This is a genomic window from Enterovibrio litoreus, assembly GCF_045679545.1.
Classification (GTDB): Bacteria; Pseudomonadota; Gammaproteobacteria; order Enterobacterales; family Vibrionaceae; genus Enterovibrio.
In genome coordinates this window covers 351,613-369,746 of record NZ_CP166195.1, presented here as the reverse complement: position 1 = coordinate 369,746, position 18,134 = coordinate 351,613, and the positions used below count along the sequence as shown (strand labels likewise).

Sequence of the window (18,134 nt, the reverse complement as noted above, 5' to 3'; positions counted from 1 at the left end):
TTAGGCGGGTGATCGCGTGTTGATCCCTGCCTTTTTGCTTTTTATCTAAATGGGAGAGTGTGGTGCAGGAAACTTCAGCCAACGATATTAAAACGGCAGATGGTGTATCACTTCACGTGAGCCAACAGCGCTCAATTCGTCGAAACAAAATCAAAGCCTTCTTGCTTGTCGCCCCTTTGTTGGCATTTTTGCTTGTGGCTTTTGTGCTCCCCATTTTTGATATGCTGCAACGCAGTGTTGAAAACCCAGAAGTGGCTACCTATATGCCACAAACGACGGTGGCTCTTGAAAATTGGGACGGTAGTGAACTCCCGAGTGAAGAAATTTACGCAGCACTGGTATCTGACTTACAAATTGGCGCCGAAGCGAGAAACATTGGCAAAGTGGCCTCCCGCTTAAACTATGAAAAATCAGGAATGCGTTCGCTGATCATGAAATCGGCGCGAAAATCGAAAAGAATCACAGAAGGGCCATATAAAGACGCGATGGCCAAAGTGGATAAGCGCTGGATGGATATCGGCACTTGGAAACTGATCGAGCGAGAGTCGTCACCTTACACGCTTTCTTATTATCTCAATGCCGTTGATCTGCGTTACGACGATAACGGCGATATTGTTGCTCAACCCGAATATTTACAGATATACACCTCTCTATTTTGGCGCACGCTCTATATGAGTATGGCGATCACCTTTCTTTGTTTGCTATTGGGCTATCCCGTCGCTTACTTACTGGCTAATTTGCCTGCCAAGAAAGCCAACATGTTGATGATTTTGGTATTGCTGCCATTTTGGACGTCACTACTGGTTCGCACCGCAACGTGGATCGCCATTTTGCAGCAACAGGGCGTACTGAACGATTTGATGGTGGGTGCAGGTGTGCTGGATGACGAGAGTCGCATTCAGATGATCTATAACCAAACGGGCACCTTGATTGCGATGACGCATATTTTGCTGCCGTTTATGATCTTACCACTCTATTCCGTCATGAAAACTATTTCACCGAGCTATGTGCGTGCCGCCCGTTCAATGGGGGCGACGCAAGCATTGGCGTTTCGCCGGATCTATTTCCCCCAAACCCTGCCGGGTATTGGGGCAGGGTCGATTTTGGTGTTCATTCTGTCGATTGGTTATTACATAACGCCGGCATTGGTAGGCGGTCAAACGGGTACCTTCATCACCAACTTTATTGCGTATCACATGCAAACGTCGTTGAACTGGGGCTTGGCAGCTGCGATTGCCTCAATCTTGCTGGTGGTCGTGATGATTTTGTATTGGCTTTATAACCGTCTTGTTGGCGTCGACAACGTGAAGTTAGGGTAGGGAATAACGATGGCATTACCAGAATGTGCGACGACAGGCGAAAAAGTATGGTTTGTGGTCTTTCGCGTGATTTGCGCAGGAATATTCTTGTTTCTGATTGGACCGCTGCTCGTCATTTTACCGCTGAGCTTTAACGCTGAACCTTATTTCACCTTCACCCCTGAGATGTTGAGTTTTGACCCTGCGGGATACTCTCTGCGGTGGTATGAAGATTTCTTCACGTCAGACGCTTGGCAATCTGCGGTGAAGAACAGTGTCATTGTGGCGATAGCTTCGACGATTTTGGCAACCGTGCTTGGCACCATTGCCGCGCTTGGCTTATCAAGCCGCTACATGCCTTACAAAGACGTGATCATGGCGATATTGATCTCGCCAATGATCGTGCCTTTGATTATTTCTGCCGCTGCGATGTTTTTCTTCTTTTCCCGATTTCAGATGACCCACACCTATTTGGGGGTGGTATTGGCGCATACCGCGCTGGGTATTCCGTTTGTAGTGATCACGGTTACCGCAACATTAAGTGGTTTTGATCACTCTCTAACACGTGCTGCGGCGAGTTTAGGGGCCAACCCTGTAACGACCTTCTTCAAAGTGGTATTACCTTTGGTGACGCCGGGTGTGATTTCCGGCGCACTGTTTGCGTTTATCACGTCATTCGATGAAGTGGTGGTGGTGCTGTTTATTGCGGGGCCTGAGCAAACCACCTTGCCTATCCAAATGTGGTCAGGAATACGGGAAGAAATCAGCCCAACCATTTTGGCTGCCGCGACCTTGCTGGTGGTGCTTTCCATTGCTTTGTTGACCACGCTGGAAATGCTACGCCGTCGCAGTGCAAGGCTTCGTGGTATCGAAGAGTGATCACAGGCAGCATGCGAAATAGCATAAAAAAACACGATGACGCTGTCATCGTGCTTTCATTGCAAGGTATTGGGTTGGTGTGCCGGTTACTTATTCCCCCAAATAAGGTACCCGGCAAACCAAACGACTTATTCTGTCGCGCTTATTTTATTTAGCCACGTTACTCGGCCAGTGATTGCCAGCTAGGCAATGATTTACGCGATGCGCTTACCTTGTACCAGATGGACATCATGAGGCCGAAAAACATACCCGTGAGCAAAGACGCATTGACCGCGTAGCTCAACGTCACGCCTAGCGCTTGCCATTGCATAAACCACATGATCACGCCCCACAAGGTGCCAAACCAAATTGTGCCAACGAGAATGTTAATGCCGATATGGGCAAATTGGGGAGGTGGGACTTTAAAGCCCGCTTTTCGCACAAGGCGATAAATGATCGGGTTGATGGCTGCGCCAGAAAATCCCTTCTTAAGCAGCACTTGATGTGCTCGGTCTAATTGTTGCTCAAAATCCATGTTCATTCACTATCTACAACTCAGTGTCGAAACTATACCTAAACCTTTTGCATATTGAAGGAATGCAAATGTATTTGGTGACTCTGCTCTCGTTGAGATGAGTATTTGACTGCATTCTCGCGACATGGGTAAAAACAAGAGGCGTGATAAGTTCGACAAGACGTGTCATTTCCGTCTCAAGTTGGGCAGTTGTCCCATTTGTTTTGATGCGCCATTGAACCGTCTTCAACTTCAGCTAGGCTAGATGTTCTGTTCTTGCCCAAAGCGAATATTCTGCCATGAAAGTCGACTATCAAAAACGTTTGCTCCCCGTGATTCGTCACTTGGAAAAACATTTTAATCAACCCTTGAATTTGATTGAAGTTGCAGCGCTGGCCAACTTATCGCCGTATCACTTTCATCGCACCTTTAAAGCGGTACAAGGAGAAACGTTGGCTGATTACATCCGACGCTTGAGGTTAGAAGCTGCTGCAGATGATCTTTTTAAGAAAAAGCCGGCCGTGCTTAACGTGGCGCTAGAGTATGGATTTTCTTCCTCTCAAAGCCTTGCCAAAGCATTTAGTCAACACTTCGGTGTCACACCTTCGGCTTTTCGAGAGTGTGAAGATCTCCCTGCGTTTGCGACGCTTTCTCGAAACAGCAAGATTGGACACGCACTGCGCAAGATTGGAAACGCTGACATAAATGACAATCCATATACTGGCTCCAACACATCACAACGGAGTGCATATATGGAAACGCAATTATTCGACCAAGCAACACTGGCCTATGTTCGAGTCACTGGCCCTTATGGGCAAGGATACGAAGAGGCATCAGGTCGCCTCTATCAATGGGCGGGCGCCAAAGGGCTGGCTGGCAGCACGTGTATTTTTATTTATCACGATAATCCTGAAATTACGCCTGCTGAAAAATGCCGAACTGATATTTGTTTAATGGTGCCATCAGACACAGAAGTAGCCGCTGGCATTGAGTTACAAGATTTTCCGGGTGGTCACTATGGCGTGATGCGCAAAACGATCACCGATTTCAGTCAGTACCCTCAAGCATGGGACGAGATCATGGCTGATGTGATTGCGTCGGGATTTGAAACGGACAGCCGACCTTGCTTTGAGCTTTACCACAGCTTTGATCCAAAGACACATCAAGCAGATGTAAGCTTTTGCACCGCCATTAAAATGTAAATCGCAAACCGCCCGTGAATATGGGCGGTTTTCTCCTCAGCCATAAACTCTCGTCCAAGTCTTTGATTCATCAATATGCCTAACATGCTCTGTATGATTAATGAGCGCCTAGCCAATTTTCCTCGATACAAAAAGTAAACCAACACTGATGCTTACCCCGTATTAGCAATGGACAAAGTGGTTGTATTTTACGCCTATGACACTCTTGAATTGGCACAATCGTGAGGTTTGTCATTCTGACACTCGTGGCAACGATGGCTGTTTGGATGCAAGCTCAATACTGACTGATATAGACAAATGGCTGAAATCACAGAAAAGACCCGATTCAACGCCGACCAAATCAATAATCTGATCGTAGGCGTTGCTGCCCAAGTGGGTAAGCATGACTCGGGAATACACAAGCATAAGAAGCACCAATTGTTGTTTGCTTCGTCAGGCTGCATGAGCATTAACCTTGATGGGGTGTGGTGCGTGCTGCCGCCAACGCGTGCGGCTTGGATACCTGCTGGTACAGAACATTGCGCAGTGATGCGAAATGTCGTTGCGTATCGTTCCTTGTATTTTCAGCGTCGAATCTCGCCGTTACTCCCTAAAGAAATCAAAATCATCACGGTGAATGGTTTGCTGCGAGAGTTGATTGAGCGAATGGCGTTTTGGGAATGGGATAAGTCGATACAGGAGCAGCAAACGATTTTCGCCTTGTTTTGTGAAGAACTAAACGCCGCGGAGGAAGAGTATTTCTCGTTAAAGCTCCCAACTGACCGTCGTTTGAAAGCATGGTTAGACGATGTGATGGAAGGTGGGCAGTTGCCCGAACCCCTAGCAGACATGGCGGAGAACATCGGCGCAAGCGCTAAAACGATCAGCCGAATTTTCACGCGTGAAACAGGCATGCCTTACCAATCATGGCGTCAGCAATGGCGACTACAAGCCTCTATTGAGCAACTATCAGAAGGTGCGAGTGTTTCTGAAGTTGCTAGTGCGCTTCGTTTTTCTAGTGATAGTGCGTTTATTAGCTTCTTTCGTAAGATGACAGGTGATACGCCTGGGCGATATATCTGACCTTACAGGGTGGAAATTTACACTGTAATTTAATTTGTAATGATACCTATTCTCATTTAATGTTAAGTAAACGTAAATGGGAGGCTGAGTATGCAGAGCGACAGAAGCGATGAATACGCCAATCAGAGACTCAGAGAACCTGATTGCATCGATAGGAAATCGAGAGTTGGCGGAAAAAAGGTGCAGATCGAAATAAGCGCGAATACGCTCGAACGTTTGTTTGTGCAAGGACAGCTTTGTGCCGCCGAATTTAGTTGCTTGAACGCCGAATCAAAACAAGCCGTACAATCACTCTGCTTGAACACCTGCATGAATCGGATTTGCCGCAAAGAGAGGGTGAAAGTCGGCTTGGTCTCAACTGAAGTTCTTCGTGACAATGCCCAAGTAATCTCAAGAAGCCAACGGGGTTGAAATTATTAAAATCCGTCCCCATGCAAAGTTGTTAATATAAAGTTGACCATTAAGTGTCGGCTCAAAAAATTGAAAAAAATTCTCCATTTCATTCAGTCATTTATGATTTTCTTGAATGATATTTATATTTTCCCTCTTGAAAGTGATTTGTATTGACTCCAAATAATGAGTGAAGAGGTTGTGGCGATATTCGTGCGACCTTGGACAATCAAAAATAATTAAATAACCAATATCGCTTCATTGGAGGATATATGATGAAAACAGTCGATTTGACACCGCTTTACCGAAATAGTGTGGGCTTTGACCGCTATGCGTCATTATTGGACAATGCGTCACGTTCAGACAGCGCGGCGGGTGGTTACCCTCCGTACAATATCGAGTCACTGGCTGACAATAAATACTCCATCACCCTTGCGGTTGCCGGCTTTACGCAAGATGAGCTTAGCATCAATGTTGAGCGTGGCGTACTGTCTATCCGTGGTGAGAAAGAGAAAGTAGAAGAGAAAAACTTCCTCTACCAAGGTATCGCAAACCGCACCTTTGAGCGCAAGTTTAATCTTGCTGATTATATCGAAGTCACAGGTGCTGATTTGGAAAATGGGTTATTAACCATCAATCTGTTAAAAGTAATACCAGAAGCGATGAAACCAAAAACCGTTGCCATTAACTCTGGTAAGAAAGAGACGATTGAACAAAAACAAGAAATGACAGCATAATAAATATGGTGTTATAAGTCATCGCGACAAATAGATTTAGATAAACATTGAGCAACTGGCTGCAATATCTATTGCAGCCTTTTTTTTCATGAGACCATTTGAACATGATGGGGCAAGTAGGGTGATGATTTTTTACCATGCATGCTCTTTGCCTTCCCAGGTTAAGAACTTTCCTGTGTCTGCAAGTGTCAGTTGGCTGCTAAGAGCAACAATGCCTTGCGCACTTTCCTTTGCAGATATGTCAGCGTCTTCACCCCCCATGTCAGTTCTCACCCATCCTGGATGAACGGGACAGACGATGATGCCTTTCTCTTTCAATTCCAAAGCAAGTACCTGCATGACTTTGTTCAATGCTGCTTTTGAACTTCGGTAGGCATACATGCCCACTGATTCTCGATGCAATGAGCCCATTTGACTGGATATCGTGATCACACGGGGTGAGTCACTTATAGCAAGATTTGGTATGAGCGCACTTGTGACCATTAATGGCGCAATAGTGTTAACTCTAAACGCTTCAGCCCAACCTTCTACATCCATATCATGATAGGACTGGTTATCAGGGCCAATGCTGCCAGCGTTGTTAATGAGAATGTCGATGGCGATACCGTCAAGTATTGAAACAAGTTCAGCGATGCTTTTTTCATCAGTGACTTGCAATGGGCGCAGAGAAAGTTGATTGGTCGATAACAGTGCATTGAGTGTGTCGGGCGGTGTCTGGCCTCGGTAGGTTGCGAAGACTTGATGTCCGTTTTCAAGGAACTGTTTGACTAACTCAAGCCCAATCCCTCGGGTTGCTCCCGTGACTAAAACTGTATTCATATGACGAGAAATTCCAATGCCTGATTTTTCAGATAGATTATATCTCCTTGATAAATAGCGGAAATCAAACTGAGTAATCTACGTATCAGATCGCAAATTACACGGTGGCGAGGAAATAACCCGATAGTTCAATATATTACGCTTCGCAAATAAAGTTACCCACAGAAACGGTGGATAAGTCTCTGGGTAACATTTAATTAATACATTTGTCATTGATGTTTTTGGTGATTTGCTGTGGAAATTTAACGTGTTAGTCACGCCTGTTAAAACACAGGACACTTAATTTTTGGACTAAAAAAGTAATGATTTGTCTGGGGTTAGCCTATGCGCTTGGCTTCTTATTAAACAAAGTGTTACGCCCAGATTATTAAGCAATTCAGGCGCGTGGCGTCGACGCTTTCATGGTTTGGTTGTTTTTTAATCAGATGGGTTGTGAGCAGAGAACCACTCAATCGTTAAGCAAAAAAAGCCCTGATAAAATTCAGGGCTGTGATTTGTGGCTCATTGGTGGTCGCGCAAAACCTAACTGGCGATTTGTTCATCATTTGTCACGACAATTGGCTCTTCCAATGAGGTTGAGAGTAAATGCTGTTCTTTCTTAAGCCCTAACCGCTCTTCGCGTGGAGGAATTCCAAAATAATCGCGATAACATTTACTGAAATGCGGCGTAGAAACAAAGCCACAGGCAATGGAGATTTCAATGATCGACAAATTGGTCTGATTAAGAAGCTGTCTCGCTCGGCTTAATCTCAGATGCAGATAGTAGCGTGATGGTGAGCACTGGATATGACGTTGAAACAGTCTTTCCAGTTGTCGCCGAGAAAGTTCAACCAACGCGGCCAATTCATCAATACAAAAAGGTTCTTCGAGATTGGCTTCCATCAAGGAAACCGTTTCCAATAACTTTGGCTGCGCGGTACCTATCAAGTTGCGCAGAGGGACCTTTTGCACATCCTCACTGTTTCTCACTCGTTCGCACATAAACATTTCAGAAATCGCGGCACTGAGCTTATTCCCATGCTCCTGCGCCACCTTGGTTAGCATCATGTCCATTGGTGCTGTTCCGCCCGCACTGGTCATTCTTTTTTCACACAAAGAAAACAGTTTATTACTGACTCTGACAGACGGAAACGCTTCCTGAAAACCTGCTAAGTTTTCCCAGTGAATCGAACAGGCTTTGTCTTGCATGAGCCCGGCTTTTGCTAACACATAACTGCCGGTACAAATTGCGCCGAGGGTTTTGTGCTTACGATCTTGTTGGGCGAGCCAACTGACTAGTTTCGTCGGGTAGTTACGCTCGATATCGACACCGCCACAGACGATGACGATATCAAACTCTCGCTGCGTTTGAATGTTCTCATCCACATTAATGCTCAAGGAGTCGCTGGCTGAAACGGGGTTTCCGTCTTCACTCAAGGTGAACCATTCATACAATGTTTCATTGGAGAGTCGATTGGCCATGCGCAGTACTTCGATGGCAGACGCCATGGCTAGCATGGTGAAACCATTACAAAGGTAGAAACCAAGCCGGACAGGTTGGTGAATTGAGGATACTGAGCCCATTGATGGAACTCCTCCGTTATGGGTTTAGTGATCTAAACCGTCCATGTTTAAATTCATTACAGTTCGTATTGAAATTAGCCAGTAGTATCAGTGGCTCATAACCTCTGCGTAGGACATTGTTAATAGAAAGTAAAATTGGAACGAGCAGAACTGTCCATTAAAGGCGATGTTTCTTGAAAATATGAGGAATGATGGGGGTGATTATCGAAAATGGAACACATTACTCCGTTGGCCTTTAGGAGTAATGTGTTTAGACGTGTAAGTATTATTTGGGTGTGTGGCGTGAGTGCGTTTTATCTCACGGCTTTTTCAAGATGCAGTTATTTGCAAATCGAAACCGCCACGTTTGCTGCTAGTTTGGCGTTGTTCAATACCAATGCGATATTTGCTTTTAAACTGCTTCCCTGCGTTTTTTCGGCAACTTTCGCCAGCAAAAATGGGGTTGAGTCTTTGCCCTTAATACCCTTTTCATCCATTTCGTCAATGGCTTGTGCAATCACACCGTTTATCAAAGCTGAAGCCATGGCATGTTCCTGAGGGATTGGGTTGGCGATCACGACACCACCTTTCAGTGACATTGACCATTTAGCCATTAGTGCTGCAGCCACCTCGTCGGGAGAATCAAGGCGGTAATCGACGCCAAATTCGCTCTCACGTGTATAAAAAGCAGGAAGGGTATCTGTTTGGTAGCCGATCACAGGTACACCTTTAGTTTCTAGATATTCCAGAGTCAGACCTAAATCCAAGATAGATTTGATGCCCGCACAAACGACAGCAACATTGGTTTGAGCAAGCTCCTCCAAATCAGCAGAGATATCGAAAGTGGTTTCAGCGCCGCGATGAACGCCGCCAATACCGCCTGTCGCGAACACGCGGATGCCAGCCATATCGGCCAAAATCATCGTGGATGCGACTGTGGTTGCGCCGTCCAATTGGTTTGCCACAATAAACGGAATATCACGGCGACTGGTTTTTATTGCGTCCTGACCGCGCTTACCGAGGTAAGTGATTTCTTCTTGCGAGAGTCCAATTTTTAAACGGCCCTTGAGAATCGCAATCGTTGCCGGTACGGCACCATTGTCTCTTACGGTTTGCTCAACGCGTAAAGCTGTTTCGACATTTTCTGGGTAGGGCATACCGTGGGAAATAATGGTGGACTCAAGCGCCACAACAGGCTGACCAGCATCTAAGGCGGCTTTTACGTCAGGATGTATATCGAGATAAGGATTTAGCATAAGACGCCCTCAATGCGTTGTTGAACCAAAAGTTCGGTAACGTCTGGGTTAATGGTGTTGATGTGTTCCATGGCAAGCGCGGAGCAACTTGCGGCAAACTCGCAAGCGTCGGCTTCTTTCATGCCTTGTATTTGGCCGTGTACGAGGCCAGCTAAAAACGCATCACCGGCACCATTGGTATTAATGATGTGCGACGTAACAGGCCGGATCAGACGTTCTTCTCGGGGTGTTCGGAACAAGATGCCGTCAGCTCCCATACTAAGAAACAGCCGTTGAACACCTTGTTGGATAAACCAATCTGCCATTTCGTCGATGTCTGATTCGGATTCCACCGTCATTCCGGAAATCATCTGCGCTTCCACCAAGTTAGGTTTCAGGGTGTGGATGTGTGACAAATAAGGGCGGGCTTTCATCGCTTTGGTTGCCGAGACTGTGTCGAGATAAATAGCCTGATCACTAAAGTTGCTAAACACATAGGCCAACACGGTATCGCTGAGGTTTGTGTCGAGCACTATCGCTTCTGCATGTCGGATCAGCTCCACATGCTGGCTAATCATCGAGACGTCGAGTTTGTCGAGAATAGACATATCCGCGACTGCAGCGAGCATATCGCCATCATGGTCAAGCAACGACAAATAGGTAGAAGTGGTTTCGTTTTCTAAGACACTGACCCCGCGAACATCGACGCCAGCACGACGCGTGATATCTCGTACCATATTGCCGTAGGTATCGTTACCTACCACAGAGATGAGTTTGACGTCTGTACCCAAACGCGCCAGATTTTCCGCAATATTACGCCCAACGCCGCCTGCTGAATGAGAAATATTGCCGGGGTTAGAGTCTCTAGGAATCAATTCGGCATTGGGTTGGCCCAGCACATCAATGTTGGTGCCGCCAATGACCACCACATATCGTTGTTGGTCCACGATGTAACCCTTGCCGCGAATCACACCTTTTTTGGTCATGTTCATGATATGAACCGCCACTGAAGAGCGGCTGATATTCAGTAACTTGGCAATGCGCTGTTGCTGAATAAAGGGGTCATCTTTGATCAGTTGCAGTATTTCATCTTCACGGGTGGTCATAGCCTCTCACCTAACATCTGTTTAGATAGTAAACAAATGTTAGTTTTTATCTTGCTGTGTAAACTGTCAATTGTTACTGAGCAATAATTAATCAAAGTGTGATGGTGAGATGAAAATATGGTGATTTATTAGTCATTTCCATGCGGGTTTACCTAGGTGAGCAGGTCGTAAAATGGGTGTAAGTGGTCTCATTTCGAGAACAGGACAGGGAGTAAATACCACTACACTTAGGAAGACGAGTTCGCTTAGCAAGGAAGGCAAATGGATAACTCTGCGTCACGGCCAGCATTACATCGCTCGCTGACAGAACAAGAATATCAAGCCGTCAATGAAGCGCTAAATGCGCTAAAGGCCAAACAAGGTGCATTGCTGCCAGTGCTTCATCATATTCAAGGGGCACTGAATTATGTGCCTCCGTCATCGGTTCCTGTGATAGCAAAAGGGCTGAATCTCTCCGATGCGGATGTGCACGGCGTGATCAGCTTTTACCATGAATTTCGGCATACACCTCCAGGAGCGCATGTCATTCAGATATGCCGCGCAGAGTCGTGTCAGTCAATGGGCTCGCGTTCACTCGAACAGCATGCGTGTTCACGACTGGGTATCGAATACCATCAAACCACACGAGACAACAACTTCACGTTAGAACCTGTTTATTGCCTTGGGAATTGCATGAACTCACCGGCCGTGAGGGTTGACGATCAAATCTATGGTGATATGACAGACGAAGAACTTGACCTCTTACTTAGTGGTTTGCTCACGCAGGTTATAGAGGTAAAAGCACCATGAGTTATCGCATCTATATTCCGCTTGATACATCGTCAGTTTCTCGTGGCGCAGACAAAGTGGCTGATCACATGCTGCACAGCGCGGCCAATCTCGGCGAAGACATCGTCGTGGTTCGCAATGGCTCGCGTGGCTTGTTTTGGCTTGAACCTATGGTGGAAGTGGAATCTGAGCAAGGGCGCATCGCGTTCGGCCCTGTAACGCCAGATGACGTTGACGCATTGTTAGCGCTGCGTTTTTTTGACCCCGACGGCAATGGCCAGGCGGGGTTAGAGCACCCCTTGTGTCTAGGACTCACCGAAGACATTTCATACCTGAAAAAACAGCAGCGCTTGACCTTTGCACGCGTAGGCATTGTTGATCCGTTGGATATTGAGGATTACAAAAAGCACGGCGGTTTTGTCGGGCTTGAAAACGCCTTGGCGCTGTCATCGCAAGGCATTTTGGATGAAGTGAAAGCATCAGGCTTACGTGGACGCGGCGGAGCGGCATTCCCCACGGGCATCAAATGGCAGACGGTGGCGGATCAAGTCGATCGCCAAAAGTATGTGATTTGCAACGCCGATGAAGGGGACTCCGGCACTTTTGCTGACCGCATGCTAATGGAAGGCGACCCGTTCACCTTGATTGAAGGCATGATCATTTGCGCCATGGCGGTGGGGGCAAATTATGGCTATGTGTATACCCGATCGGAATACCCCAAAGCGTGTGACATTTTCCAAAAAGCCATTGATATAGCAAAAGCCGCTGGCTATTTAGGTGACAACATTTGTGGTTCTGATTGTTCGTTTGAACTCGAGTTGCGCGTCGGTGCGGGTGCGTACATTTGCGGCGAAGAAACCTCGCTGATGGAAAGCTTAGAAGGCAAACGAGGCTTAGTAAGAAGCAAGCCGCCTCTACCCGCAATCCAAGGTTTGTTTGGTAAGCCAACGGTCATCAACAACGTGATATCCCTAGCCTCGATCCCCACCATTATGGCGCAAGGGGCTGAGTATTATCAGAACTTCGGTCAAGGACGTTCGCTCGGCACCATGCCGATCCAGTTGGCAGGTAACCTCAAACAAGGGGGGCTGTTTGAGCTTGCGTTTGGGGTGACTATCCGTGAGTTGCTGTTTGAATTTGGCGGCGGCAGCAAAACTGGTCGGCCACTGAAAGCGGTGCAACTGGGTGGACCATTGGGGGCGTATTTGCCGGAATCAGAATGGCATATCGACATGGATTATGAAGCACTTTCTTCCCGAGGAGCCATGTTAGGCCATGGTGGTATTGTTGCCTTTGACGATAGAACTGACATGAGCCAAATGGCGCGATTTGCGATGGAATTTTGCAGCATCGAATCGTGTGGAAAATGCACGCCGTGCCGAATTGGTGCGGTGCGCGGTGTGGAAGTGATCGACCAGTTAATGGCTGAAACCGGTGAAGCGAAAGCAGAGAGTGAAGTATTACTGCGTGATCTCTGTGAAACCATGGAACAAGGCTCGCTCTGTGCCATGGGCGGCATGACGCCATATCCTGTCAAAAGTGCGCTGAAATACTTCCCCCTTGATTTTGGACTGGCCGAGCAGGCAGACCATTAAGTTATCGATAATCTAGCGTAGCCAGCGCAGTATGCGCGGCAAGGAGCAAAAGCAATGGTTGAGTATTACATTCCCATTGAGCAAGACCGCAAGGACTTTGGCACGCCTGCCATTACAGGCGAAGATGTGCAGACAGTGACGCTTTCCATTGATGGTTGGCCTGTCACCGTGCCAGAAGGCACATCCGTGATGCGGGCTGCCGCGACATTGAATATTCAAATTCCCAAACTGTGCGCAACAGATAGCTTGGATGCGTTTGGTTCTTGTCGATTATGCGTCGTGGAAATTGAAGGTATGCGGGGTAAACCTGCCTCCTGCACCACACCTGTCGCGGAAGGCATGGTCGTGACCACCGAAAACAGTGCACTTAAAAAGTTACGACGTAACGTAATGGAGTTATATATTTCAGATCATCCGCTGGATTGTTTGACCTGTGCGGTGAATGGCGATTGCGAATTACAAGACATGGCAGGCGCTGTAGGGCTTCGCGATGTTCGTTATGGCTTCGACGGTGAAAACCATCTCAACATGGAGAAAGATACCTCGAATCCGTATTTCACCTTCGATACCAGCAAATGCATCGTGTGTTCGCGCTGTGTGCGTGCTTGTGAAGACATTCAAGGCCAACATGCGCTAACGGTTAACGGTCGTGCGTTTGAATCCCGCATCGTGGCGGGCGATAACAATTTCATGGAATCTGAATGCGTGTCCTGCGGTGCGTGTGTGCAAGCTTGCCCAACAGCGGCGCTGACAGAAAATAGCGTGATTGAACAAGGCACACCGAGTCATTTTCGCATTACCACTTGTGCCTATTGTGGCGTCGGTTGTTCGTTCCGTGCGGAAATGCGCGGCGATCAGTTAGTGCGCATGGTGCCGAACAAAGATGGTAAAGCGAATCAGGGGCATTCGTGCGTGAAAGGGCGCTTCGCCTTTGGTTATGCCACGCACAAAGATCGCATGCTGGATCCCATGATCCGTGAATCAATCGATCAGCCTTGGCGCAAAGTGAGTTGGGATGAAGCCATTACTTTTGCGGCTACTCGTCTGACGGCGATTCGCGACAAACATGGCGCGAATGCCTTGGGAGGGATCACCTCCTCGCGTTGTACCAATGAAGAAACTTATTTGGTGCAAAAACTCATACGGGCGGGGTTTGGTACAAACAACGTCGATACTTGTGCGCGAGTTTGTCACTCTCCAACAGGCTATGGCCTGAAAACTACCCTTGGTGAATCCGCAGGCACACAAACCTTTGATTCGGTTCAAAAAGCCGATGTGGTGATTGTGATTGGTGCAAACCCTACTGACGGTCACCCTGTGTTTGCTTCCCAACTAAAGCGTCGATTGCGGGCGGGTGCCAAGCTAATCGTGATCGACCCACGGGAAATCGACTTGGTGAATGCGCCGCATGTGCGTGCGCAATATCACCTGCAACTTCGTCCGGGAACCAATGTGGCGGTGTTGAATGCACTAGCACATGTTGTGATTACCGAAGGTCTTGAAGATCTGCCGTTTATTCAAGAACGCTGTGATCTTGAGGCATACAACAAATGGCGCGAATTCATCGCACAGCCTTCTCATTCCCCAGAGGCCATGGAAGGGGCAATGGGCGTACCTGCGATGACCATTCGTGAAGCCGCGCGGCTCTATGCCAAAGCGGGCAACGGTGCGATTTACTATGGCTTAGGTGTCACAGAACATAGCCAAGGTAGCTCTGCCGTCATGGGCATTGCCAATCTTGCCATGGCAACGGGAAACCTTGGCCGAGAAGGAGTAGGTGTGAACCCGTTACGCGGACAAAACAACGTACAGGGTAGCTGTGATATGGGCTCGTTTCCTCATGAATTGCCTGGATATCGACACGTCTCTGATCCGGAAGTCAGAGCTTTGTTTGAAAGTGAGTGGGGCGTACCCATCGACAGCGAACCAGGTCTTCGTATTCCCAATATGTTTGATGCTGCCATTGCGGGGCGATTCAAAGCCTTGTATGTGCAAGGCGAAGACATCGCGCAATCGGATCCGAATACCCAACACGTAGAAGCCGCGCTTTCCGCGCTGGAATGCTTGATCGTGCAAGACATCTTTTTGAATGAAACGGCCAAGTTTGCTCACGTGTTTTTACCTGGTGCGACCTTCTTGGAAAAAGATGGGACATTTACCAACGCGGAAAGGCGAATTTCTCCTGTTAGAAAAGTCATGGCACCCTTGTCAGGCAAAGCGGATTGGGAGGCGACGGTTGCCTTGTCTAACGCGCTTGGGTTTGAAATGAACTACAGCCACCCATCAGAAATCATGGATGAAATCGCCCGCCTTACACCGACCTTTCATGGCGTGAGCTATGAAAAACTGGATGAGTTGGGCTCTATTCAATGGCCGTGTAATGATGAAGCACCAGACGGCACGCCGACCATGCACATTGGCGGGTTTGTAAAAGGAAAAGGCAGTTTCGTGGTCACGGAATATGTGGCGTCGGAAGAGAAAGTCAACAAACGATTCCCACTGATTTTGACCACAGGACGAATACTCTCGCAATACAATGTGGGCGCGCAAACACGCCGTACCGAGAACTCACAATGGCATACCCAAGATGTGTTGGAGATCCACCCCATAGACGCCGAAGATCGCGGCATTGCCGATGGCACGCCAGTGAGTGTGGCGAGCCGGGCCGGGGCGGTCACTTTGCCCGCAAAAATCAGCGAACGTATGCAGCCCGGGGTGGTTTATACCACCTTCCATCATCCTGTTTCTGGCACTAACGTGATCACTACCGAGAACTCAGATTGGGCGACAAATTGCCCTGAGTACAAAGTGACTGCTGTGCAAGTAAAAGTGGCGGTAGAACAGGGCGATTGGCAAACGCGTTTCGAAAAATTCGATCAAGAACAGCAAGCGCATTTGTCGGCAGCAATGCAAGATGGAGAAGCATAAATGGAACATAAGATGAATGGAGAAGTCGTTCGGAATCAGCGTTTGTATGACATGGCCAATCAGATTGCCGATAACCTCATTCACGGAAGAGATGAAGATGACACCGTGGAAGAAGTGGCGTCACACATTCGCCGATTTTGGTCGCTCGACATGAAAGAAAGCTTGTTTGATGCAGTGGGTTCAGAAGTGTTGAACCCAATCGCTAATTCGGCAGCAGAAAAACTGGCGTTCGACTATCGCAAGTAGTTAGTGTAAGTCTCAGATGGGCTAGGCGGTGGCTTCCGCGTCTTTGCGCTTTGCCACCTTATGGCCTTCTTCTGTCACGCCATTTTTCCAATAACTGCTGATGTAAATGTTGTCGCGTTCTACGCCTTTTTCATTACGAAAATACTGGCGAAGTGTCCGCATGGAATCAAACTCGCAGGCACACCAGACGGCGGCTTCACCATCAAGCCATGTTTTTTGCACAATGTGTGAGGCAAGAGCATCGTTTTGGTCTTTCACTATCCATTCCACGCTCATGCCTTCTGGGGCATCGAGCGTTTGTATATCGTCTTTCGTGAGCACTTCAATAACAGCATAGCCTTTGGCGTTTTTGGGCAACGCACTGATTTTCACAGACAGGGCAGGCAACGCCGTCATATCTGCCACCATAAAGAACCAGTCTGCTTCTTGATTGATAGTTTGAATCGTGCCGGGGCCTGCAATGTTGATGGTGTCGCCTTGTTTGGCATTCATCGACCAACGCGCGGCATGACCACAACCGCAGTCATCGACGTTGTGCCTTACAAAATCAACAGTGACTGTATGTGCGCTTAGATCAATAGCGCGAATGGTGTAAGTGCGAAGAACGGGGCGTTCGCTGTCTGCCAATGTGCTCAAATCGGTACTGCCATTGGGTGTGAACATCAGCTTGATGTAGCCACCTTCGCAATGGGAAGGAAAGCGTGACAACCCTTCACCGTGAAGGACAATACGCTGCATGTTAGGTGTGATTTGCTCAGAAGATTGAACGACAAGCGAAGTAGGGCTGGGTTTATTCATTCTTGTTCTCGTGGTTTTTAAGACGACTGGACTGTGCCTACAATAAGATGACTCAACGAATTTTACAATGATAACGATTATCATTTGCATAAGTTTACATTCTGATAGGGATAGTCACTTGTTCCAATTTTTTATCAAATGTTGAAATGCTAGTTCCATATTGCTATCTCGAACTACAAAAAAGAGAAAGCATTAATGCTTACGGGCACGGTTGAAGACAGCAGCAGCAAGCAATATGTTCAGATTGCAGAAAACTACTAGCGTGGGAATAAATCGAAACGAAAATGACTCCCGAAGGAGCCTTTTTCTCTCTCTGACCATGAGGGTAAAATGGTTGATTCGAGACGAGGAGCAGTAGAAATGATCGGTTTGTTTGGCGTTAGAACGCGTATTTTCCGCCTACAGTGATTCTGGAATTGACGAGGCTAGTATCAATACCATAGTCGTTGGATGTCATTGCGGTTGTTTCGAGTCCGACATATCCGTATTTCATCACGGTTGCTCTTACACCTAGCCCAACAGACAGGCCGTTCATGGATACATCTATCGGCGTTTGCGTGAGTGTATTAACGGGGCTAGCGATATCTACGTTCTCGTAACCGATAGAACCATAAGGCTTCAGACGTAAGTAGTCTGTAATGACATTAAAGTCATAACCAAACTCACCTGCGATACGGTAATCTGTGTAATCTCCGAGAGCGCCGTTGCCTTTTGAATAGGTTGCAGACACACCTGCCACGTTATTGAAGTCGTAGCCTAACTCTATCCCAGACAAGTCAGCATTGTATTTAGTGTCAATGACACTGCCACCTTTTAGTTCCAAATCTGATTTAACATCCTGAAAACCAAGTCTAAACCCCGAGCCTTCATTCGCTTGAGCGCCAAATGCGAAGCCCATTACTATTGTCGCAACTACTAGTCTTTTCATAATCATCCGCCTTGAATTAGTGTAAAAACTCTAATCTTAAGTAAATAAAATGGTGAATATTTTGACGGCTACTAATTGATGTAAATGGCTGTCAAAAATTCACCGTGT

16 protein-coding genes are annotated in these 18,134 nt (G+C 47.3%); 9 read left to right on the top strand and 7 right to left on the bottom strand.

The window, feature by feature from the left end; translation table 11 throughout:
- Nucleotides 1-62: 62 nt before the first annotated feature.
- Complete coding sequence (locus AB8599_RS17295; RefSeq protein ID WP_407334144.1) at nt 63-1,319, top strand: ABC transporter permease; 1,257 nt, start codon at nt 63-65, stop codon at nt 1,317-1,319.
- A gap of 9 nt (nt 1,320-1,328) precedes the next feature.
- Nucleotides 1,329-2,177 (top strand): ABC transporter permease, encoded by an 849-nt coding sequence (locus tag AB8599_RS17290; RefSeq protein WP_407334143.1) that lies wholly within the window; start codon nt 1,329-1,331, stop codon nt 2,175-2,177.
- Between the two features lie 160 nt (nt 2,178-2,337).
- Here the strand turns inward: AB8599_RS17290 and AB8599_RS17285 are convergent, their stop codons facing one another.
- Nucleotides 2,338-2,697, bottom strand: coding sequence for a DUF6404 family protein (locus AB8599_RS17285; protein ID WP_407334142.1), 360 nt, complete (start codon nt 2,695-2,697; stop codon nt 2,338-2,340).
- A gap of 272 nt (nt 2,698-2,969) precedes the next feature.
- On the opposite strand from AB8599_RS17285, the gene AB8599_RS17280 reads away from it, so the two are divergent.
- The 3 genes from AB8599_RS17280 (at nt 2,970) to AB8599_RS17270 (ending at nt 6,061) form a co-directional block, all read left to right on the top strand.
- Complete coding sequence (locus tag AB8599_RS17280; protein WP_407334141.1) at nt 2,970-3,872, top strand: GyrI-like domain-containing protein; 903 nt, start codon at nt 2,970-2,972, stop codon at nt 3,870-3,872.
- Between the two features lie 297 nt (nt 3,873-4,169).
- Nucleotides 4,170-4,934, top strand: a complete 765-nt coding sequence (locus tag AB8599_RS17275; RefSeq protein ID WP_407334140.1) for a helix-turn-helix domain-containing protein — start codon at nt 4,170-4,172, stop codon at nt 4,932-4,934.
- 665 nt (nt 4,935-5,599) lie between these two features.
- Entirely contained in the window at nt 5,600-6,061 is a 462-nt protein-coding gene (locus tag AB8599_RS17270) for an Hsp20 family protein (RefSeq protein ID WP_407334419.1), read from the top strand.
- Between the two features lie 132 nt (nt 6,062-6,193).
- Here AB8599_RS17270 and AB8599_RS17265 read toward each other — a convergent pair whose 3' ends face one another.
- The 4 genes from AB8599_RS17265 to AB8599_RS17250 all read right to left on the bottom strand — a co-directional run bounded on the left by AB8599_RS17265 (nt 6,194) and on the right by AB8599_RS17250 (nt 10,763).
- On the bottom strand, nt 6,194-6,880 hold the full coding sequence (locus AB8599_RS17265; protein ID WP_407334139.1) for an SDR family oxidoreductase: 687 nt from the start codon (nt 6,878-6,880) through the stop codon (nt 6,194-6,196).
- Nucleotides 6,881-7,402: 522 nt separating this feature from the next.
- Entirely contained in the window at nt 7,403-8,443 is a 1,041-nt protein-coding gene (locus AB8599_RS17260) for a GlxA family transcriptional regulator (protein WP_407334138.1), read from the bottom strand.
- A 320-nt stretch (nt 8,444-8,763) separates the two neighbouring features.
- Nucleotides 8,764-9,678, bottom strand: coding sequence for a pseudouridine-5'-phosphate glycosidase (locus AB8599_RS17255; RefSeq protein WP_407334137.1), 915 nt, complete (start codon nt 9,676-9,678; stop codon nt 8,764-8,766).
- Entirely contained in the window at nt 9,672-10,763 is a 1,092-nt protein-coding gene (locus AB8599_RS17250; protein WP_407334136.1) for a PfkB family carbohydrate kinase, read from the bottom strand. The genes AB8599_RS17255 and AB8599_RS17250 overlap by 7 nt, the downstream gene beginning before the upstream one ends.
- A gap of 261 nt (nt 10,764-11,024) precedes the next feature.
- On the opposite strand from AB8599_RS17250, the gene AB8599_RS17245 reads away from it, so the two are divergent.
- The 4 genes from AB8599_RS17245 to AB8599_RS17230 are packed head-to-tail and all read left to right on the top strand — an operon-like array spanning nt 11,025 to nt 16,300.
- On the top strand, nt 11,025-11,552 hold the full coding sequence (locus AB8599_RS17245) for a formate dehydrogenase subunit gamma (protein WP_407334135.1): 528 nt from the start codon (nt 11,025-11,027) through the stop codon (nt 11,550-11,552).
- Nucleotides 11,549-13,126: a formate dehydrogenase beta subunit gene (locus AB8599_RS17240; RefSeq protein ID WP_407334134.1), complete on the top strand. Its 1,578-nt coding sequence runs from the start codon at nt 11,549-11,551 to the stop codon at nt 13,124-13,126. Before AB8599_RS17245 ends, AB8599_RS17240 begins: the two co-directional genes overlap by 4 nt.
- Before the next feature lie 54 nt (nt 13,127-13,180).
- Nucleotides 13,181-16,054: a formate dehydrogenase subunit alpha gene (gene fdhF / locus AB8599_RS17235; protein ID WP_407334133.1), complete on the top strand. Its 2,874-nt coding sequence runs from the start codon at nt 13,181-13,183 to the stop codon at nt 16,052-16,054.
- Nucleotides 16,055-16,300 (top strand): formate dehydrogenase subunit delta, encoded by a 246-nt coding sequence (locus AB8599_RS17230; RefSeq protein WP_407334132.1) that lies wholly within the window; start codon nt 16,055-16,057, stop codon nt 16,298-16,300.
- A gap of 21 nt (nt 16,301-16,321) precedes the next feature.
- Here AB8599_RS17230 and AB8599_RS17225 read toward each other — a convergent pair whose 3' ends face one another.
- Nucleotides 16,322-17,098 carry a siderophore-interacting protein gene (locus AB8599_RS17225; protein ID WP_407334131.1) on the bottom strand — a complete coding sequence of 259 codons (777 nt, stop codon included), beginning with the start codon at nt 17,096-17,098 and terminating at the stop codon, nt 16,322-16,324.
- Nucleotides 17,099-17,477: 379 nt separating this feature from the next.
- On the bottom strand, nt 17,478-18,026 hold the full coding sequence (locus tag AB8599_RS17220; RefSeq protein WP_407334130.1) for an outer membrane beta-barrel protein: 549 nt from the start codon (nt 18,024-18,026) through the stop codon (nt 17,478-17,480).
- Between the last annotated feature and the right edge of the window lie 108 nt (nt 18,027-18,134).

Bases quoted from the DNA above. Each gene is read 5' to 3' on its own strand.
- AB8599_RS17265 (WP_407334139.1), bottom strand. From the start codon at position 6,880: ATGAATACAGTTTTAGTCACGGGAGCAACCCGAGGGATTGGGCTTGAG.
- AB8599_RS17220 (WP_407334130.1), bottom strand. From the start codon at position 18,026: ATGAAAAGACTAGTAGTTGCGACAATAGTAATGGGCTTCGCATTTGGC.
- AB8599_RS17240 (WP_407334134.1), top strand. From the start codon at position 11,549: ATGAGTTATCGCATCTATATTCCGCTTGATACATCGTCAGTTTCTCGT.
- AB8599_RS17275 (WP_407334140.1), top strand. From the start codon at position 4,170: ATGGCTGAAATCACAGAAAAGACCCGATTCAACGCCGACCAAATCAAT.
- AB8599_RS17260 (WP_407334138.1), bottom strand. From the start codon at position 8,443: ATGGGCTCAGTATCCTCAATTCACCAACCTGTCCGGCTTGGTTTCTAC.
- AB8599_RS17290 (WP_407334143.1), top strand. From the start codon at position 1,329: ATGGCATTACCAGAATGTGCGACGACAGGCGAAAAAGTATGGTTTGTG.
- AB8599_RS17245 (WP_407334135.1), top strand. From the start codon at position 11,025: ATGGATAACTCTGCGTCACGGCCAGCATTACATCGCTCGCTGACAGAA.
- AB8599_RS17270 (WP_407334419.1), top strand. From the start codon at position 5,600: ATGAAAACAGTCGATTTGACACCGCTTTACCGAAATAGTGTGGGCTTT.
- fdhF (WP_407334133.1), top strand. From the start codon at position 13,181: ATGGTTGAGTATTACATTCCCATTGAGCAAGACCGCAAGGACTTTGGC.
- AB8599_RS17230 (WP_407334132.1), top strand. From the start codon at position 16,055: ATGGAACATAAGATGAATGGAGAAGTCGTTCGGAATCAGCGTTTGTAT.
- AB8599_RS17250 (WP_407334136.1), bottom strand. From the start codon at position 10,763: ATGACCACCCGTGAAGATGAAATACTGCAACTGATCAAAGATGACCCC.
- AB8599_RS17225 (WP_407334131.1), bottom strand. From the start codon at position 17,098: ATGAATAAACCCAGCCCTACTTCGCTTGTCGTTCAATCTTCTGAGCAA.
- AB8599_RS17280 (WP_407334141.1), top strand. From the start codon at position 2,970: ATGAAAGTCGACTATCAAAAACGTTTGCTCCCCGTGATTCGTCACTTG.
- AB8599_RS17255 (WP_407334137.1), bottom strand. From the start codon at position 9,678: ATGCTAAATCCTTATCTCGATATACATCCTGACGTAAAAGCCGCCTTA.
- AB8599_RS17285 (WP_407334142.1), bottom strand. From the start codon at position 2,697: ATGAACATGGATTTTGAGCAACAATTAGACCGAGCACATCAAGTGCTG.